Genomic DNA, 15388 nt, shown 5'->3' on the forward strand with positions numbered 1-15388 from the left:
GGAAGATATCATAAGTTGCAAAGCTGATAACAATTACACGACCTTCAACTTTATAAATACGCCAAAACTCGTCGTTTCTACCAAACTCAAAGAGTACGAAACGATGCTTTCGCCGTACAGCTTTTTACGCACGCACAAATCGTACTTGATTAAGATGGCGTATTTTGACCATTTTATCAAGGCTGATGGTGGTATACAATCGTGATGCAGAACAAACTCAGTGTGTCGCTATCCGTACGTAAAAAAAGAAGAATTCCTCTTGCTGCTCGAAAGTCTGTCTTATATCCTTAAACGCTTTTCCTCTCATTGCCGACGATAATCTCGCAAAATAGCGCGTATGTTCATCGGCTAAAAATCTTATTTCTTTTTGATTTAGTATTGCAATGCAGTTCAGAAACAACTGTGCAGGCTTAACTTTTTATGTAACCTAAATCAATTAAAAAAGAACATGAGAACAGCATTACGAATTTTTGGAATCCTTGTCATTTTATTTGCATTACTCTTTGGAACCATGTCAATCTGGAGAGCCCAACGCGATAAGGATGATCTTCGCGAAAGTCGCATGGAAATTGTTGAAGCGGAACAAAACCTTTCTTTATTAAAAGAAGAAGCAAAGAACATGACAGGCGAATCAAAAACACAAATAGACGAGCAGGTTGCTACGGCAGAAGAGGGTCTAAAAAAACTTCCGTCAGAATCAGTATATACGACGGTACAGATGTTGCTTGGTTTTCTTGTCGTAATTTCATTAATACTAAGCGTATTTCTTTTCCGCCCGAATTTAAATTTTTCCAGAATGTTACTAGTGTCTTCTGTAGTGCTTTTGTTGGCGGCCTATTTTGCTTCTCCTAATCTTGAACGAGGTGAATATTCTGGACTTCCAAGCAGAACATTGGCTCTTTTAACAGGGATTCCGGTAGTCATCGCAGCAGTGTTCGCGTTTTTAATTGCCAAAAATAAGCGCGCTGAAAGCTTACGCAGTGGCCGCTAAACGAAATTACTAACAACTTAATATTTTACTTATGAAATTTAAAAATCTAATGCTCGGACTAGTCATTGCGCTGGCCGTATCTTGCGGGTCAAAAGAAACTAAAGAAAACGATGCGGTCACTAAAGACACCACTGCTACTGAAATACCAGCAGCTGAAACGCCTGTATCGGTAAAGGAAACATTGACGAAAGTTTGGGTCTTAAACGACATAGACTATAAAGTAGGACTTAATGCTGCCGAGGACAAAGAGGCATATAAAGCCAAGCTTGAAAAAGTACTGGCCGATATGAAAGGCAAGAGTGAATTAAACCTTGGCGCCGACGGAAAAGTCAGCGTTGAAATGATGGATCACACGAATACGATCAAAAACTACAACGGTACTTGGTCGCTGACCGATGAAGACAAAACGCTGAACGTGATGCCTGCTGGTTCGCTAGATCCGCTTCAATGGACGATTTGGGAACTCACTCCTGATAGCTTATCACTATTGATCAATAATACGACGATGAAATTCGTTCCTAAAAAATAATTCAATATCTTACTTAATTCAATTGTAAACCACAGTCATATAAGGCTGTGGTTTTTTAGTAAATAGGCTAAATCTTTTCAGACTTTGTAGAATGCAAAAAGCCGAAACTTACGTTTCGGCTTTCTTGTGGGCGATGAGGGATTCGAACCCCCGACCCTCTGGGTGTAAACCAGATGCTCTGAACCAACTGAGCTAATCGCCCTGATTGCGAGTGCAAATATAGACTGTTTTTTTATATCTGCAAATTATATTTATAAAAATTATAAAATTTCTGCTACTACAAATGTGCTTCCGCCAACATAGATAAAGTCAGATTCCGAAGCATTTTCTAGAGCGTTTTTGTAAGCTTCTGTAACAGAGTTGTATACTTTTCCATTGAGTCCGAATGATGTTGCTTTTTGCTGTAAAGTCGAAGCATCTAATCCGCGAGGAATATCAGGCCTGCAAAAATAATAAGTAGCGTTTTTTGGGAAAAGAGGCAATACATCGTCTAAATCTTTGTCGTTTACGACTCCCAATACGATATGAAGCTTGTCAAATTTCTGATTGTTTACTTGATGCATTACGATTTCAAGTCCGTGCTTATTATGTGCCGTATCACAGATTACTTTTGGAACTTGTTTCAATTGCTGCCAACGGCCTTGCAGTCCAGTATTTTTGACCACATTCCAAAAACCATTTTTTATATTTTCTTCCGAAATTTGAAATTGTTTTTGAGATTGTAATACGCGAATCGCTTGCAGAACCGTTTTTTTGTTCTGCTTTTGATAATCGCCAAGCAGCACCGAAGGATAGGTTTCTTGGATTATATCGGAAGCAAAGAAAATTTCGGATTGGGTTTCACTCGCTTTTTTATCAAAAACAGGCTTTGTTTGGGAAGTGTATTCTCCAATGACAACCGGAATATTAGGCTTGATGATTCCCGCTTTTTCAAAAGCGATTTTTTCCATCGTATTTCCTAAAAACTGTACATGGTCCATTCCGATATTGGTAATGACGGAAAGGAGAGGAGTAATAATATTTGTAGAATCTAATCGTCCACCCAGACCGACTTCGATAATCGCGATATCGACTTTTTCTTGACGGAAATAATCAAAGGCCAATCCGACAGTCATTTCGAAAAAGCTCAATTGGTTTTCTTCAAAAAAAGATTTGTTTTGGGCAATAAAGCTTACAACAAAATCTTCGGAAATGTCTTTTCCGTCAATCTTTATTCTTTCGCGAAAATCTTTTAAATGTGGAGAAGTGTATAATCCGGTCTTGTATCCCGCTTCTTGTAAAATCGATGCTAAAAAGTGTGAGGTAGAGCCTTTTCCATTGGTTCCGGCAACATGAATTGTTTTGATTTCTTTTTCTGGATTATGGAGATGATTTGCTAATAAAATAGTATTTGTCAAATCTTCCTTATAGGCAGAAGCACCTTGCTTTTGGTACATTGGCAACTGGTTGAACATCCAGTCTAAAGTTTCAGGATAGGTCATTTTTCAGGATTGAAAATGATGAATATACGTTTGAATATTAATTCAAGCTGAAATTATATACGATTGTTCCGACTTGTTTTTCGGCGGCTCCACTATTTGCTGACCATTTTGTGTCCATCGCAGCAATTTTTGCTTGGTCCAATAAACAACGAGCTAAATTTGTTGAGCCTTTTACACCTGGAATAGCAGCGATTGTTTTGCCGCTTCTATCAACAGTCACTTGAACAACAACTTTCCCTTGTTCATCACAAGTATATTTAGGGCTTGGTTTTGAAAGTACTTTTCTTCCTAGTAGGGAATAGCCGCCTCCAGTTCCACCGCCTGTTCCGCCTCCAGAACCTGGTCCGCTTCCAGGGCCATTGCCTGGTCCGTTTCCAGGACCATTACCACCGCCTGTTCCTCCTCCAGAACCTCCATCGCCATAATAGTTGTTTGAATTTTTATCGCCATTGAGTTTTCCTTTGTTTCCGGCAACGCCGTCGTCGCCATCGCCTCCTTTGTTATTTCCGCCTAAGATATTCGCAAGCGCATCGTTAGTGGATTTTGAAGGTTTAGGCTTTTCCGGAACAACAACAGGCTTATCCGTTTTTTTAATTTCCGTTTTGACTGGTTTTTTATTTTCAACCACAGAAACCGCATCTTCATCATCAGAAGCCTGAGTCAAAATATCTTCTTGAGCACTCGCGGATGATTGCGGAGCTGATTTTGCAGTCTGGCTTACTTTTAAAACCTCGCTCGTATAATCAGCTCCAGAACCAAACTCGCTGTCTCCAAAGTTTACAGTTACACCGCCTCCACCGCCTCCGGCAAGTTCTTGGATTCTCTCTTCGGTAGCAAATTTTATTAAAATCAAAAGCAGGATGAAAATCACAAACAATACAGTTGTGATCGCCAACGACTTTTTTTGCTCTTCAGAAATGGTGTAACTCATAGCTTTAAAAAATTATTCTTGATAAAAGTATCATAAAGATAACGGAATTATTGAAAAAATGTTATCTGAACTACTATAATCAATAATTAGACCAACTGTTTCAAGGCAATCTCGAAAGCAGTCGCGCTGATGTTTTTCTTGTCAGAATTTAGGGTGTGTGCCTTTTGGATTGCATTCTTGATGATTTCTGAAGTATCGTTAAAGATAGCTTCGTCAGTCATGTGAACTTTTTTCTCCATAAAATAAGCAAATACTCTGGCCATACCGCAGTTAGAGATAAAGTCAGGAATCAAGCTTACTTTTTTGTCGGTAGCTTCCATGATCGGGCCAAAGAAAATTTCTTTGTCGGCAAAAGGTACGTTAGCACCGCATGAAATAACTTCCAATCCAGAAGCGGTCATATTGTCTAATTGTTCTTGAGTAACCAATCTTGAAGCAGCGCAAGGCGTGAAGATTTCTGCTCCGATGGTCCATATTTTTTGGTTGATTTCTTCAAAAGGAATCATATTATCGGCTACCAGCTGGTTTCCGTTTTTGTTCACGAATAAGTTTCGGATTTCTTCAAAAGTAAACCCATCTTCATTGATAACACCGCCGTTTCGGTCGATGATACCGACCACTTTTGCTCCAGAATTAGCTAAGTAATAGGCTGCTGCTGAACCTACGTTTCCGAATCCTTGAACGATAGCTTTTTTTCCTTTGATGCTTCCGCCATAGATATCATAAAAATGACGCACTGCTTCGGCTACGCCAAAACCAGTAATCATATCGGCTACGGTATATTTTTGGTTGACATCTGGAGAATAAACTGGGTTTTCAATCACCTTTACAACACCTTGACGCAATTGTCCAATTCGGTTGATTTTGTCAGCTTCAGTCGGTTTGAAATGCCCGTTGAAAACGCCTTCTTGCGGATGCCAAACACCACATTCTTCTGTCATCGGAATTACTTCGTGGATTTCGTCTACATTCAAGTCGCCTCCGGTTCCGTAATAGCTTTTTAACAACGGAGAAACGGCTTTGTACCATCTTTGCAAAACGCCTTTTTTTCTTGGGTCATTCGGATCAAAGTTGATTCCAGATTTGGCACCGCCAATAGCAGGCCCAGAAACTGAAAATTTTACCTCCATAGTTTTTGCCAAAGAAAGAACTTCGTTCATGTCCAATCCTTTTCTCATTCTTGTTCCGCCACCTGCAGCACCACCGCGAAGCGAATTGATAACTGTCCAGCCTTCTGCCTCTGTTTCGGCATCTTTCCAGTTGAATACTATTTCAGGTTCTTTATTTTCAAATTTCTTAAGTAAATCTTTCATTATGTGTACTATTTGTATGTATTGTTTATTGGTTTGCAAATATAGTTTTAAAGCTTCAAAAGAGCAAAGTTTTGAGAATCACAATCCTAAATTTAAGGCAAGAATATTTTTCCAGAACTGTGATTGTGTTTGGCACCGGTCACGCTTGCCAATACGTTGATTTCGTTTCGCAATTTCAAAACGCCTAAGAGTCCGAAAATTAGCGCTTCCTTATATTGTATCGTTTTGTCGTCGGGAATTTCAAATGTCATTTGCGGAAGGTGGAAGGCCATTCTTTCGAGTAAGAAATCATTATAAGCGCCGCCGCCTGTCGCCAAAAGCCTTCCCGATTTTTTTGGAACGGCCAAAGCAGTTTGGATTGCAATGTGTTCTACAAAAGTCCGCAATTTGTCTTCTAACGGAATCGGATGTTTTTCAATCATCGGAAGAACGATTGTCTTTACGAATTCAAAACCTAAAGATTTAGGATAGCTTTTCGAATAAAAATCAAGGGCATTCAGTTCTTGCAATAGTGCTTCGTAAACTTTTCCGCTTCGGGCTATTTTCCCCTTATCGTCATATTCCAATCCTGCTAGATTAGCATAATAATTAAGGACAGTATTTACGGGAGAAATGTCAAAGGCAATTCTAGTGTTGTTTTCTTCAAAAGAAATGTTTGAAAAACCGCCCAGATTTAGGCAGTAATCATAGTCTGAGAATAAGAATCGGTCGCCGATCGGAACAAGAGGAGCACCTTGTCCGCCTAATTCAACATCCTGCACTCTAAAATCGCAGATTATTTTTTGTCCGATCAAGTTCGCAATGTTTGGAAGATTTCCAATCTGTAATGTGAAGCCATTTTGCGGCTGATGCAAAATAGTATGTCCATGCGAACAGACTGCATCTAAATTTTCCAATTGGTTGTCTTTAATAAAGCTGGAAATCACGTTCCCTAATAATAAGGTAAATTCTTTATTTAAGATCTCGAGTTCTGCAGTTGAAAAATCTACGGCATTTTTAAGTCGGGCTATCCAATCTTCAGAATAAGGGATAGCGACAGCTTCTTTAATTTCAAAGCGCCATCGGTTCTCATGGCGGCTAAGAAGGATATGAGCCAGATCGATACCATCTAAGGATGTTCCCGACATAACCCCGATAACGTTATAGTTTTCTTTGACCATAGCGCCAAAATTAGGCAATCTTATTGAAAATTTGATAATTAATATTTACATTTGGGCACAAAAAAACAACGAACGGCAAATAATACCTTTACAAATTATGGATTTTAAATTAACCGAAGAACACCTAATGATTCAGCAAGCGGCAAGAGATTTTGCTCAGGCAGAATTGCTTCCGGGTGTAATTGAAAGAGACGAACATTCAAAATTTCCGACAGAACAGGTCAAAATGATGGCTGAACTAGGATTTCTAGGCATGATGGTTGACCCTAAATACGGAGGTGCTGGATTGGATAGCGTTTCTTATGTTTTGGCAATGAAAGAAATTGCAAAAGTAGATGCTTCGGCAGCCGTAGTAATGTCTGTAAACAACTCTTTAGTTTGTGCAGGTATTGAAAAATATTGCAACGAAGAGCAAAAGCAAAAATATCTTGTGCCCTTGGCAAAAGGTGAGGTAATTGGTGCCTTCTGCCTTTCTGAACCAGAAGCAGGAAGTGATGCGACTTCTCAAAAAACAACAGCAATCGACAAAGGTGACCATTATCTTTTAAATGGTACAAAAAACTGGATTACGAATGGAGCTACCGCTTCCACGTATATCGTAATTGCTCAAACTGATATTGAAAAAGGACACAAAGGAATCAATGCTTTTCTTGTTGAAAGAGGATGGGCTGGATTCGAGATCGGTCCGAAAGAACAAAAAATGGGAATCCGCGGATCTGATACACATTCATTAATGTTTACAGACGTAAAAGTTCCTAAAGAAAATAGAATCGGAGAAGATGGTTTCGGATTCAATTTTGCCATGGCAGTATTGAACGGAGGAAGAATCGGAATTGCTTCTCAAGCTTTAGGAATTGCTTCCGGAGCTTATGAATTGGCTTTGAAATATTCAAAAGAAAGAAAAGCTTTCGGCAAGGAAATTTCCAAACACCAAGCCATTGCTTTCAAATTGGCCGATATGGCAACGCAGATCAGCGCGGCAGAAATGTTGTGTATGAAAGCAGCTTGTGAAAAAGATGCTGGACAAGATATTTCTCAGTCGGGTGCGATGGCAAAATTATTTGCTTCTCAAACAGCAATGGATACTACTATTGAAGCGGTACAAATCCATGGTGGTAATGGTTACGTAAGAGAGTATCATGTAGAAAGAATGATGCGTGATGCAAAAATCACTCAGATTTATGAAGGTACATCAGAAATACAAAGAATCGTAATTTCTAGAAGTATCTTGAACGGATAATTTCAATGACATTGGCATAGCCAAATATAAAAATCCAGCAATTTCAGCTGGATTTTTTTTGGAACAGATTATTTTTAAATACTATCTTTATCTCATGAGTCAGAAGCCGAGATCGTTAAAAGGTAAAGTTATTGTTGGTTATCTATTGCTTTTTGTAATAGCCGTTTTGTCTATTTGGTTTGTCTATTCTGAAATTTTAAAAATAGCAACTCCCAATAAAGATGTTACTGCTGACAATCAAAAGATTATCCGAATTAGTAATGCTATTGCGAGCTTGTATGCTTCTGAATCGGCAGGAAGAAATTCTATATTGACAGGTTCAAGAGCCGATTATAACGAATACAATAAACTGCTCGATAGCGTAAAGTCTGAAATCGAAGCGATAAAATCCGAAGCAGACAAAACACAACTTGCTAAGCTAGATACAATACAATACCTGCTTCAGAAAAAGAAAAATAGCATCAACGAAATTATAAAATTCCAAAATTATGTTGATGAAAAATCAACTTTCAAGAGAGCGGTGCGGAAAATTTATAATACCAAAGATTCGTTGGTCAAAAAAATAAAGCCGGTTAAGTTTTCCGGCCGACAGCAGTATAGGGCCTTTTTAAATGAAGTCCTTACGAAAAATCAATTAGATTCTTTGAGCAGGTTGCCACTTTCGAATGATTCGCTTACGATGGCATTTGAAGGCGTGCTGACAAAACTGCTCATAAAAGATAACAAACTGCACTATGAGCTGTTTGAGAAAGAACAAAAAATGCTGGATGAGAACCGTTTTATTTCTGATCAGCTAAGAACGGTTCTTTCGTCTCTTGAAAAGCAGATATTGCAGAAATCGTATGCAAAAATCAATGAATCCAAACACGCAATTGATAATACCATCCAAACCATTGCCTGGGTGGGAGCCATAACTTTTTGCCTGCTAATTCTTTTTGCCTACATCATTATCAGGGACCTGACCATCAATCAAAATTATAGGAATCAGCTCGAGGTTTTGAATGCTGAAAAAGAAGATTTATTACGAAGCAAGATGATGCTTTTGGCAACTGTAACCCATGATATACAAACACCTTTAGGAAGCGTTATCGGCTTTTCGGACTTATTGAAAAACACGCAGATTAATCCAAAGCAACAACAGTATCTCGACAATATAAAACATTCGTCTAATTATATATTAAAGCTTGTCAACGATTTGGTCGACTTCTCAAAACTTGAAAATGACCGTATTACTATAGAAAAGATCAGCTTTAATTTTAAAGATTTGATAGAAAGTACCTGCAAGCCGTTAGAGCCAAACGCCGAAAATAAAGATATCGAGCTGAATTGGGATGTAGAAGAAGCGCTTGATGATAATTTTGTTTCGGATCCGTATAGATTGAAACAGATATTGACCAATCTGGTTTCGAATGCGATAAAATTTACGCAAGAAGGTTCTGTTGAGGTCTTGGCAAAGATTGAAGCAAACAATATCGTGGTTTCGGTTATCGATACAGGAATCGGGATTGCCAAAAACAAGCAAAAAGCTGTTTTTAAGGAATTTACGCAAGCGCATGCAGGAATCGAGAAGAAATTCGGTGGAACCGGTCTCGGCTTGACAATTGCCAAAAGAATGCTATACCTTTTAGACGGTAGCATTGTGTTGGATAGTGAGGAAAACAAAGGATCGATATTTACGATTACTATTCCGGCCATCAAGTCGGGAATAAAAGCAGTAGAAGAAAGCGTGTCAATTTTAGATTCTGAAACAGAATTTTTACGAGACAAAAGAATCTTAATTGTTGATGATGATGCGATGCAGCTTTCTTTGATGAAAGAAATTTTCTCGAATTATCCGGTATCAATAACCACGTTGGTCGATGCTTCTAAAGTAAGAAATTTGCTGGAGCATGAGCATTTCGATTTGGTCTTGAGTGATATTCAGATGCCGAATATCGACGGATTTGAATTGGTGAGGATTATAAGGAATAATAACAGTCCAGAAGTGGCATCTATTCCTGTGATTGCCTTGTCTGGCAAAAGAAATTTGAATCCGGAAGACTTTACAAGCAAAGGATTTACAGCTTTTCACCCAAAGCCATTACGATTGGAAGAATTGCTTCTTTTGATGAAATCTATTTTCAATGGAAAGCCAATGGATGTTGCCGTTCAGGTGACCAATGCCAAAAAGGACGAGAAATTGTTTGATTTGTCCAGCTTGAACAAGTTTACGCAAAATGATCCTGTTTCCTTAAAGCTAATTGTCGATACGTTTATAACCAGCGTTGCCGAAAATTCAGAATCATTGCGAACAGCCGTTGCGGAAATGAATCATCAAAGGATGGCTGAAATAGCACATAAGATGATTCCGATGTTGAAACAGATGGAAGTCTATACAATTTCAGATCTGCTGGAGCCGATAGAAGACCAAACTTTAGGGTATGACAAAGAGGACATGGAAAAGTATGTCGAAGTCGTTTTTCAAAAACTATCGGTACTAATTTCAGAGCTTGAAAAGGAAATTAACTAAAGGTCTATACTGTATAATTTCAGCTTGTTGTAAAGCGTTTTTCGGTCTATATTCAAAAGTTTTGCCGCCTTTGTTTTGTTGAAACCTGCTTTTTCCAAAGCAGAGCGAATTGCAGATTCTTCATTTTCTTTTGAATAATACGAAACAGCATTTTCTTGCTCAATAGCCGAACGCATTTCTTGAGGCAAGACATCAATAGGCACTGAATTGGTTTTGGTAAGCAATACAGATCGCTTGATTGTGTTTTTCATCTCGCGAAGATTTCCTGGCCAGTCATAATTCATAAACAATTCAATGACTTCATCGTCAAAACCTTCAATGTCTTTTTCCAAATCTTCATTGGCCAAGGCTAAGAAGTGATGCGCAAACACCATGATGTCATGTTTTCTTTCGCTTAATCTAGGAGCTTGGATGCAAAATTCATTGAGCCTATGATATAAATCTTCTCTGAAATCGCCACGCTTAACAGCTTCTGATAAATCTTCGTTTGTAGCCGCAATGACCCTGATATCTACTTTGATTTCGTGATTGCTGCCGACAGGTTTTACTTTGCGTTCTTGCAAAGCACGAAGCAGTTGGATTTGGACTTCATACGAAAGGTTTCCGACTTCATCCAAAAATAAGGTACCACCATTGGCTGCTTCAAAATGGCCCGTCTTGTCATTGATAGCTCCCGTAAAAGAACCTTTTATATGTCCGAAAAACTCGCTAGAGGCCAATTCTTTTGGAATAGCACCGCAGTCTACCGGAATAAAAGGCTTGTCTTTTCGCTTGCTTTGCGTATGTATGGTATGTGCAATATATTCTTTTCCCGTACCGCTGTCGCCAATAATCAGTACTGACATATTGGTTGGCGAGACAAGGCTGATGTATTCGTGTAATTGGTTTGAAGTAGAGCTTATCCCTTTCACAAAAGCAAGATCAGTAGTTTCTTTCTTTTCGCTTTTTGTGGCAACAGGTTCCGGTTTTTCAGCTCTCTTTTTTAAAGATTGTTCAATGGTATGAAGAATCTCGTCAGGATTGATAGGCTTTCCGACATAATCATAAGCTCCCATTTTCATAGCGCTTACTGCTGTTTTGATATCAGTATAACCCGTCATCAATACGACTTGGGTTTTGAAAGAAGTTTCTTTGATGGATTTTAGGATCTGGATGCCGTCGCTGTCTGGCAGTCGGATATCCGTCAAGACCACATCGAAAACTTGATTTTTTATTGCTTCTTCTGCTTCTCTGGCAGTAAAAGCATTGGTAACATCATAACCTTTTTTTTGTAAAAAGGTTTTCAGCATTACGCAAAAAGACGTGTCATCATCAATCACCAAAATTTTCGAACTCATAAGACAGGGGTGTAGTAATGTTTTTCACAAATTTAAAATTTTAAACCAATTTTAAGTGTTAATATATGTTATAATATAAAAACAATAAAGGAGATGCCCCCACATCTCCTTTAATATTGCGAAGAATATAAATTCTTCCTTCAACAAACTTAACTTAAACTATGCTTCTTTTATAAACTCACCTTTTGACGTGAAGTATGCAGTTACAGTCTTATCATCTTTTGATAGAATCAATTTGTACTCTCCATCGTCAGCTACGTGAGCTTCCTTTATTGTATATCCACCATATTTTGAACTGATGGTTTTTAACGCATCAGCTGGAATAGCAGATGGTTCAATTGGTTTATATTGTTTTTCCTGGATAACGGAAATTTCAGTTGTCGTTTTTTCTGATGCCGTAGCGTTTATTCCAAAACCTAATACTAATGCGGCTAATATTAAAATCTTTTTCATAACAATTTTTTTGTGGTATTGTGTTGTTTTCTTTTTCGATTAATTAATAGAAATAAATGTGCCATTACGTGAAAGGTAATGCTGATTATGTATAAATATCTGGTAATCAATGGTTTTTGTTTGTTTTTATTTTTTGTTGCTACTGGGGAATTTGTGTAATTGTGTGGAAAACGAACAGAAAAAGTGTGGAATTCAACAAATTTAATGGCGTTTTGAGAATGTGGAATCGCTGATATCAGATATAAAAAAATGCGAAATGACACCTCTGTGCTCTATTTTTAGAAAAATGCTATGTAATTGCCTCCTTATTTATCCTTTACAGATTCTCAATTATTGCCTTATTTTTTTTACTTTAGCCAAAGCCAACCCGTCAATTATAGACCGATGATTAAAAAAATAGTTTCTCTGTTTTTTTTGTGTGCCCTACTAAGCTGCAAATCAAATTCCCCAGTTGTTGCTTATAAAGTAGAGCAGCAGTCAGTCGCTAAAACATTAGAGTTTCTTGCTTCCGACGAACTGCAAGGGAGAGCTGCGGGTTCACCCGGAATTGATAAGGCAGCCCAATATCTTGAAAAAGTTTTTTCAGAGAATTCCATCAAGCCTTATTTCTCCACTTATAAAGATACACTTTCCAACTATCCTAAAACCACTTATAATATTGTAGGTTATTTGGAAGGAAACGATCCAAAGCTTAAAAAAGAATTTGTAGTGGTCAGTGCCCATTATGATCATATCGGTTTGGCGGAAAAGGCAATTGACGGAGATAATATAAATAACGGAGCAAATGATAATGCTTCTGGAACTACAGCGGTAACTGAAATCGTGAAATATTTCGGTAAGACAAAATCGAATAAAAGAAGCATTCTTTTTGTGTTCTTTTCTGCCGAAGAAGAAGGACTGCTAGGTTCAAAGCATTTGGCTAAAAAGTTGAAAGAAAAAAACTTTAATATTTATACGATGTTGAATTTTGAAATGATCGGAGTTCCTATGAAACGTGATTTCACGGCCTATATTACAGGTTATGGGAAATCGAACATGGCTTCAAAATTCAATGAGTATTCTGGCAAAAATCTGATTGGGTTTGTACAGCAAGAACTCACCTATAGACTGTTTATGGCTTCTGATAATTATCCGTTTTTTACAGAATTCAATATTCCAGCCCAGACAGTTTGTACTTTCGATTTTGAGAATTTCGACTATTATCACCAAGTACAAGATGAGTTCAAGCTAATGGATACGGCCCACATGACTTCCTTTATCCAAGACATGCTGCCGGTAATCGAAAAAATGGCAAATACTCCTACAAAGGAAATTACCCTAAAAAAATAATGGATGCGGACCAAAAGGAGCCGAAAGTTTAATTGAAATGAAAAACATCATCATAACAGGAACAAGCAGGGGAATCGGTTACGAATTGGCTTTGCTGTTTGCAAACGCAGGACATCAAGTTTTGGCAATTTCTCGAAAAACGCCACAGGCACTTTTAGAAAATAAAAACATTACATGCTTGTCTGTTGATTTATCAATTGAAGAAGATCTAGCAAAAATCGAAAATTTCCTTTCTTCTGCGTGGAAGCAAGTCGATGCGATAATACATAATGCGGGAGCGCTATTGCTGAAGCCATTTTCTGAAACCTCTACTCAAGATTTCGAGAAGATTTATAAGGTAAATGTTTTCGGAGTTGCTTCGCTGACACGAATTTCTTTGCCTTATCTGAAACCAGGAAGCCATGTCGTTACCATCAGCAGCATGGGCGGAATACAAGGGAGCATGAAGTTTGCCGGTCTTTCTGCCTACAGTTCCAGCAAGGGAGCAGTAATAACACTTTCCGAACTGCTTTCAGAAGAATATAAAGAAAGAGGAATTTCTTTTAATGTTTTGGCATTAGGCTCGGTACAGACAGAAATGCTTGCGGAAGCCTTCCCAGGATATCAAGCTCCGCTTTCGGCAAAAGAAATGGCAGATTACATTTATGATTTTACCTTAAAAGGGAATAAGTTTTATAATGGCAAAGTCTTGCAGGTTTCTTCATCGACTCCTTAATTTGTTGTAAAAAGAAATAGCAACCTTTTTGGTGTCTATAAAAGTAATTACTTCTATTTTTTTACCCTTATCGACAATATTGAAGGTTATTTTATGCTCTTCTATTTCCTGTGGACTGTTTAGTGCGCAAACAATACGAGAACCTTCGATTTCGATTTTGAATTGTATCGGAAAAGGATTGTTGTTTACAATTCTCAAATCTTTGTACCCATAAACTACAGTAGCATCGGCACCCAAAGGAGTGAATCGTTCTTCTTCTGAATAGATGTCGACAGAATGATTGTGCCTTTCCAATATCTTAAGATTGGCTTTCAATGCCGTATGATAGATGATTCCCGAAAGCTGGCAGAGTCCGCCGCCGACTTCTTCGGAAATTTTTTGGTTTACGATATTTCTTCCTTTTTTAAATCCGTTTCTTTCCGAAGGATTTCCAACTATTTTCCAAAAAGAAAATAATTCATTTGGGAGGACGCAAATCTCATTAATGGCTTTTGAAGCCAGCTGCAAGTTGTGGGTTTTGTTTTCTAAAAAAGTTCCTTTTTTTATTTCCTGCTCGGTTGTGATTGAGAAGCCAGAAATATTTTCTAGTGGTCTTTTTTTGGCAAAACGATTTTTAGAAATAAATCCTAAATCAGTAATATACCTTTTTAGTATTTTGAATTTTAGCTTTACGACCGTCGGGATAAGTCTTTTCGCATTCATGTTTTTTCTAATTCAATAATGAGGTAAGAAGAATACTCTTTGAGAAAGGTCTTGCAAAAAAAAGTATCGATCTTTTGCAATAAGGGTCGGATAGAAGAAGGAAACCGATGGATAGGAAAAAAAAGAATTCCCCGACGATGCTTTATCTTCCAATTTGATTCGATCAAGTTTTCTATGTCTTTAATTGAGAAATCATTAGCGCCATGCCAGCCTTCGTTTTTGTATTTGAACTGTCTTCTTCTCTTTTTAGAAGGAAAGTCGAAAATCAACCGGCCTTCTTTTTTTAATTTTTGATGTGATTCTTGAAGGAATTCATTAACGATTGTCTTGTCGAGATGCATAAGCACATGAAAAGAAAATATAACATCAAAAAAAGCATCTGGGTATGGAATTTCGGAAACACTTCCTAATCTGATTTCTTTGTTCGAAAACTTGCTTTTTGCAACTTCAATCATTTTTGGGCTAATGTCAGCGCCATGGGTTGCATGATCTAAAAATCTTCCTGTTCCGCAACCTAAATCCAAGATGTTGCTGGAATCAAGAAGAGGCAAGTTCTTTTTCAAGTAGGCTCTTTCTTGAGAATCGATATAAGTTCCATACGAATTCCCAAACCTATTTTGATCATAAGTCGATGCTAATTCATCATAATATATTTTTATTTCTTCAATCATATCATAAATGTATAGCATTTCTACCAA

The 15388-nt window shown here is 37.8% G+C and carries 15 protein-coding genes and 1 tRNA gene; 7 read left to right on the top strand and 9 right to left on the bottom strand.

Annotation, left to right across the window (positions count from 1 at the left end; translation table 11 throughout):
* Positions 1 to 10 precede the first annotated feature (10 nt).
* From OLM56_RS17505 to OLM56_RS06390, 3 genes are all read left to right on the top strand, one after another.
* A complete protein-coding gene (locus tag OLM56_RS17505) occupies positions 11 to 205 on the top strand; it encodes a LytTR family transcriptional regulator DNA-binding domain-containing protein (RefSeq protein WP_413614436.1) in 195 nt (64 codons plus the stop codon).
* A gap of 243 nt (positions 206 to 448) precedes the next feature.
* The gene (locus OLM56_RS06385; protein WP_264528719.1) at positions 449 to 991 is read left to right on the top strand and encodes a hypothetical protein; all 543 of its coding nucleotides are present in this window, start codon (positions 449 to 451) and stop codon (positions 989 to 991) included.
* Positions 992 to 1022: 31 nt separating this feature from the next.
* Positions 1023 to 1520, top strand: a complete 498-nt coding sequence (locus OLM56_RS06390; protein ID WP_121376910.1) for a hypothetical protein — start codon at positions 1023 to 1025, stop codon at positions 1518 to 1520.
* Positions 1521 to 1647: 127 nt separating this feature from the next.
* Here the strand turns inward: OLM56_RS06390 and OLM56_RS06395 are convergent.
* The 5 genes from OLM56_RS06395 to OLM56_RS06415 all read right to left on the bottom strand — a co-directional run bounded on the left by OLM56_RS06395 (position 1648) and on the right by OLM56_RS06415 (position 6405).
* A tRNA-Val gene (locus OLM56_RS06395) sits at positions 1648 to 1722 on the bottom strand.
* Positions 1723 to 1780: 58 nt separating this feature from the next.
* Positions 1781 to 3001: a bifunctional folylpolyglutamate synthase/dihydrofolate synthase gene (locus OLM56_RS06400; protein ID WP_264528720.1), complete on the bottom strand. Its 1221-nt coding sequence runs from the start codon at positions 2999 to 3001 to the stop codon at positions 1781 to 1783.
* 37 nt (positions 3002 to 3038) lie between these two features.
* On the bottom strand, positions 3039 to 3932 hold the full coding sequence (locus OLM56_RS06405; protein WP_264528721.1) for an energy transducer TonB: 894 nt from the start codon (positions 3930 to 3932) through the stop codon (positions 3039 to 3041).
* A gap of 86 nt (positions 3933 to 4018) precedes the next feature.
* Positions 4019 to 5245, bottom strand: coding sequence for a Glu/Leu/Phe/Val dehydrogenase dimerization domain-containing protein (locus tag OLM56_RS06410; RefSeq protein WP_264528722.1), 1227 nt, complete (start codon positions 5243 to 5245; stop codon positions 4019 to 4021).
* A gap of 92 nt (positions 5246 to 5337) precedes the next feature.
* Entirely contained in the window at positions 5338 to 6405 is a 1068-nt protein-coding gene (locus tag OLM56_RS06415) for an anhydro-N-acetylmuramic acid kinase (RefSeq protein WP_264528723.1), read from the bottom strand.
* A gap of 97 nt (positions 6406 to 6502) precedes the next feature.
* Here OLM56_RS06415 and OLM56_RS06420 point away from each other — a divergent pair, with 97 nt between their 5' ends.
* Positions 6503 to 7645, top strand: coding sequence for an acyl-CoA dehydrogenase (locus OLM56_RS06420; protein ID WP_121376952.1), 1143 nt, complete (start codon positions 6503 to 6505; stop codon positions 7643 to 7645).
* A gap of 94 nt (positions 7646 to 7739) precedes the next feature.
* Positions 7740 to 10154: an ATP-binding protein gene (locus OLM56_RS06425; protein ID WP_121376905.1), complete on the top strand. Its 2415-nt coding sequence runs from the start codon at positions 7740 to 7742 to the stop codon at positions 10152 to 10154.
* Here OLM56_RS06425 and OLM56_RS06430 read toward each other — a convergent pair.
* Both OLM56_RS06430 and OLM56_RS06435 read right to left on the bottom strand, forming a co-directional pair.
* The gene (locus tag OLM56_RS06430; protein ID WP_121376904.1) at positions 10151 to 11491 is read right to left on the bottom strand and encodes a sigma-54-dependent transcriptional regulator; all 1341 of its coding nucleotides are present in this window, start codon (positions 11489 to 11491) and stop codon (positions 10151 to 10153) included. The two genes, OLM56_RS06425 and OLM56_RS06430, sit on opposite strands and share 4 nt — an antisense overlap.
* 159 nt (positions 11492 to 11650) lie before the next feature.
* Positions 11651 to 11944, bottom strand: coding sequence for a hypothetical protein (locus OLM56_RS06435; protein ID WP_121376903.1), 294 nt, complete (start codon positions 11942 to 11944; stop codon positions 11651 to 11653).
* Between the two features lie 384 nt (positions 11945 to 12328).
* Here OLM56_RS06435 and OLM56_RS06440 point away from each other — a divergent pair, with 384 nt between their 5' ends.
* Complete coding sequence (locus OLM56_RS06440) at positions 12329 to 13273, top strand: M28 family peptidase (protein ID WP_264528724.1); 945 nt, start codon at positions 12329 to 12331, stop codon at positions 13271 to 13273.
* A 37-nt stretch (positions 13274 to 13310) separates the two neighbouring features.
* On the top strand, positions 13311 to 13988 hold the full coding sequence (locus tag OLM56_RS06445) for an SDR family NAD(P)-dependent oxidoreductase (RefSeq protein ID WP_264528725.1): 678 nt from the start codon (positions 13311 to 13313) through the stop codon (positions 13986 to 13988).
* On the opposite strand, the gene OLM56_RS06450 is transcribed toward OLM56_RS06445, so the two are convergent.
* Together OLM56_RS06450 and OLM56_RS06455 are read right to left on the bottom strand one after the other, a co-directional pair.
* Complete coding sequence (locus OLM56_RS06450; protein ID WP_264528726.1) at positions 13974 to 14690, bottom strand: VanW family protein; 717 nt, start codon at positions 14688 to 14690, stop codon at positions 13974 to 13976. The two genes, OLM56_RS06445 and OLM56_RS06450, sit on opposite strands and share 15 nt — an antisense overlap.
* Positions 14687 to 15361 (bottom strand): class I SAM-dependent methyltransferase, encoded by a 675-nt coding sequence (locus tag OLM56_RS06455; RefSeq protein WP_264528727.1) that lies wholly within the window; start codon positions 15359 to 15361, stop codon positions 14687 to 14689. Before OLM56_RS06455 ends, OLM56_RS06450 begins: the two co-directional genes overlap by 4 nt.
* Between the last annotated feature and the right edge of the window lie 27 nt (positions 15362 to 15388).

Source organism: Flavobacterium sp. N2550, assembly GCF_025947265.1.
In the GTDB taxonomy this organism is placed as follows: Bacteria; Bacteroidota; Bacteroidia; order Flavobacteriales; family Flavobacteriaceae; genus Flavobacterium; species Flavobacterium endophyticum.

Excerpts from the sequence above, each read along its gene's own strand:
- OLM56_RS06420 (WP_121376952.1), top strand. The coding sequence starts at position 6,503 with ATGGATTTTAAATTAACCGAAGAACACCTAATGATTCAGCAAGCGGCA.
- OLM56_RS06405 (WP_264528721.1), bottom strand. The coding sequence starts at position 3,932 with ATGAGTTACACCATTTCTGAAGAGCAAAAAAAGTCGTTGGCGATCACA.
- OLM56_RS06390 (WP_121376910.1), top strand. The coding sequence starts at position 1,023 with ATGAAATTTAAAAATCTAATGCTCGGACTAGTCATTGCGCTGGCCGTA.
- OLM56_RS06400 (WP_264528720.1), bottom strand. The coding sequence starts at position 3,001 with ATGACCTATCCTGAAACTTTAGACTGGATGTTCAACCAGTTGCCAATG.
- OLM56_RS06425 (WP_121376905.1), top strand. The coding sequence starts at position 7,740 with ATGAGTCAGAAGCCGAGATCGTTAAAAGGTAAAGTTATTGTTGGTTAT.
- OLM56_RS06455 (WP_264528727.1), bottom strand. The coding sequence starts at position 15,361 with ATGATTGAAGAAATAAAAATATATTATGATGAATTAGCATCGACTTAT.
- OLM56_RS06410 (WP_264528722.1), bottom strand. The coding sequence starts at position 5,245 with ATGAAAGATTTACTTAAGAAATTTGAAAATAAAGAACCTGAAATAGTA.
- OLM56_RS06450 (WP_264528726.1), bottom strand. The coding sequence starts at position 14,690 with ATGAATGCGAAAAGACTTATCCCGACGGTCGTAAAGCTAAAATTCAAA.
- OLM56_RS06440 (WP_264528724.1), top strand. The coding sequence starts at position 12,329 with ATGATTAAAAAAATAGTTTCTCTGTTTTTTTTGTGTGCCCTACTAAGC.
- OLM56_RS06445 (WP_264528725.1), top strand. The coding sequence starts at position 13,311 with ATGAAAAACATCATCATAACAGGAACAAGCAGGGGAATCGGTTACGAA.
- OLM56_RS06385 (WP_264528719.1), top strand. The coding sequence starts at position 449 with ATGAGAACAGCATTACGAATTTTTGGAATCCTTGTCATTTTATTTGCA.
- OLM56_RS06435 (WP_121376903.1), bottom strand. The coding sequence starts at position 11,944 with ATGAAAAAGATTTTAATATTAGCCGCATTAGTATTAGGTTTTGGAATA.
- OLM56_RS06415 (WP_264528723.1), bottom strand. The coding sequence starts at position 6,405 with ATGGTCAAAGAAAACTATAACGTTATCGGGGTTATGTCGGGAACATCC.
- OLM56_RS06430 (WP_121376904.1), bottom strand. The coding sequence starts at position 11,491 with ATGAGTTCGAAAATTTTGGTGATTGATGATGACACGTCTTTTTGCGTA.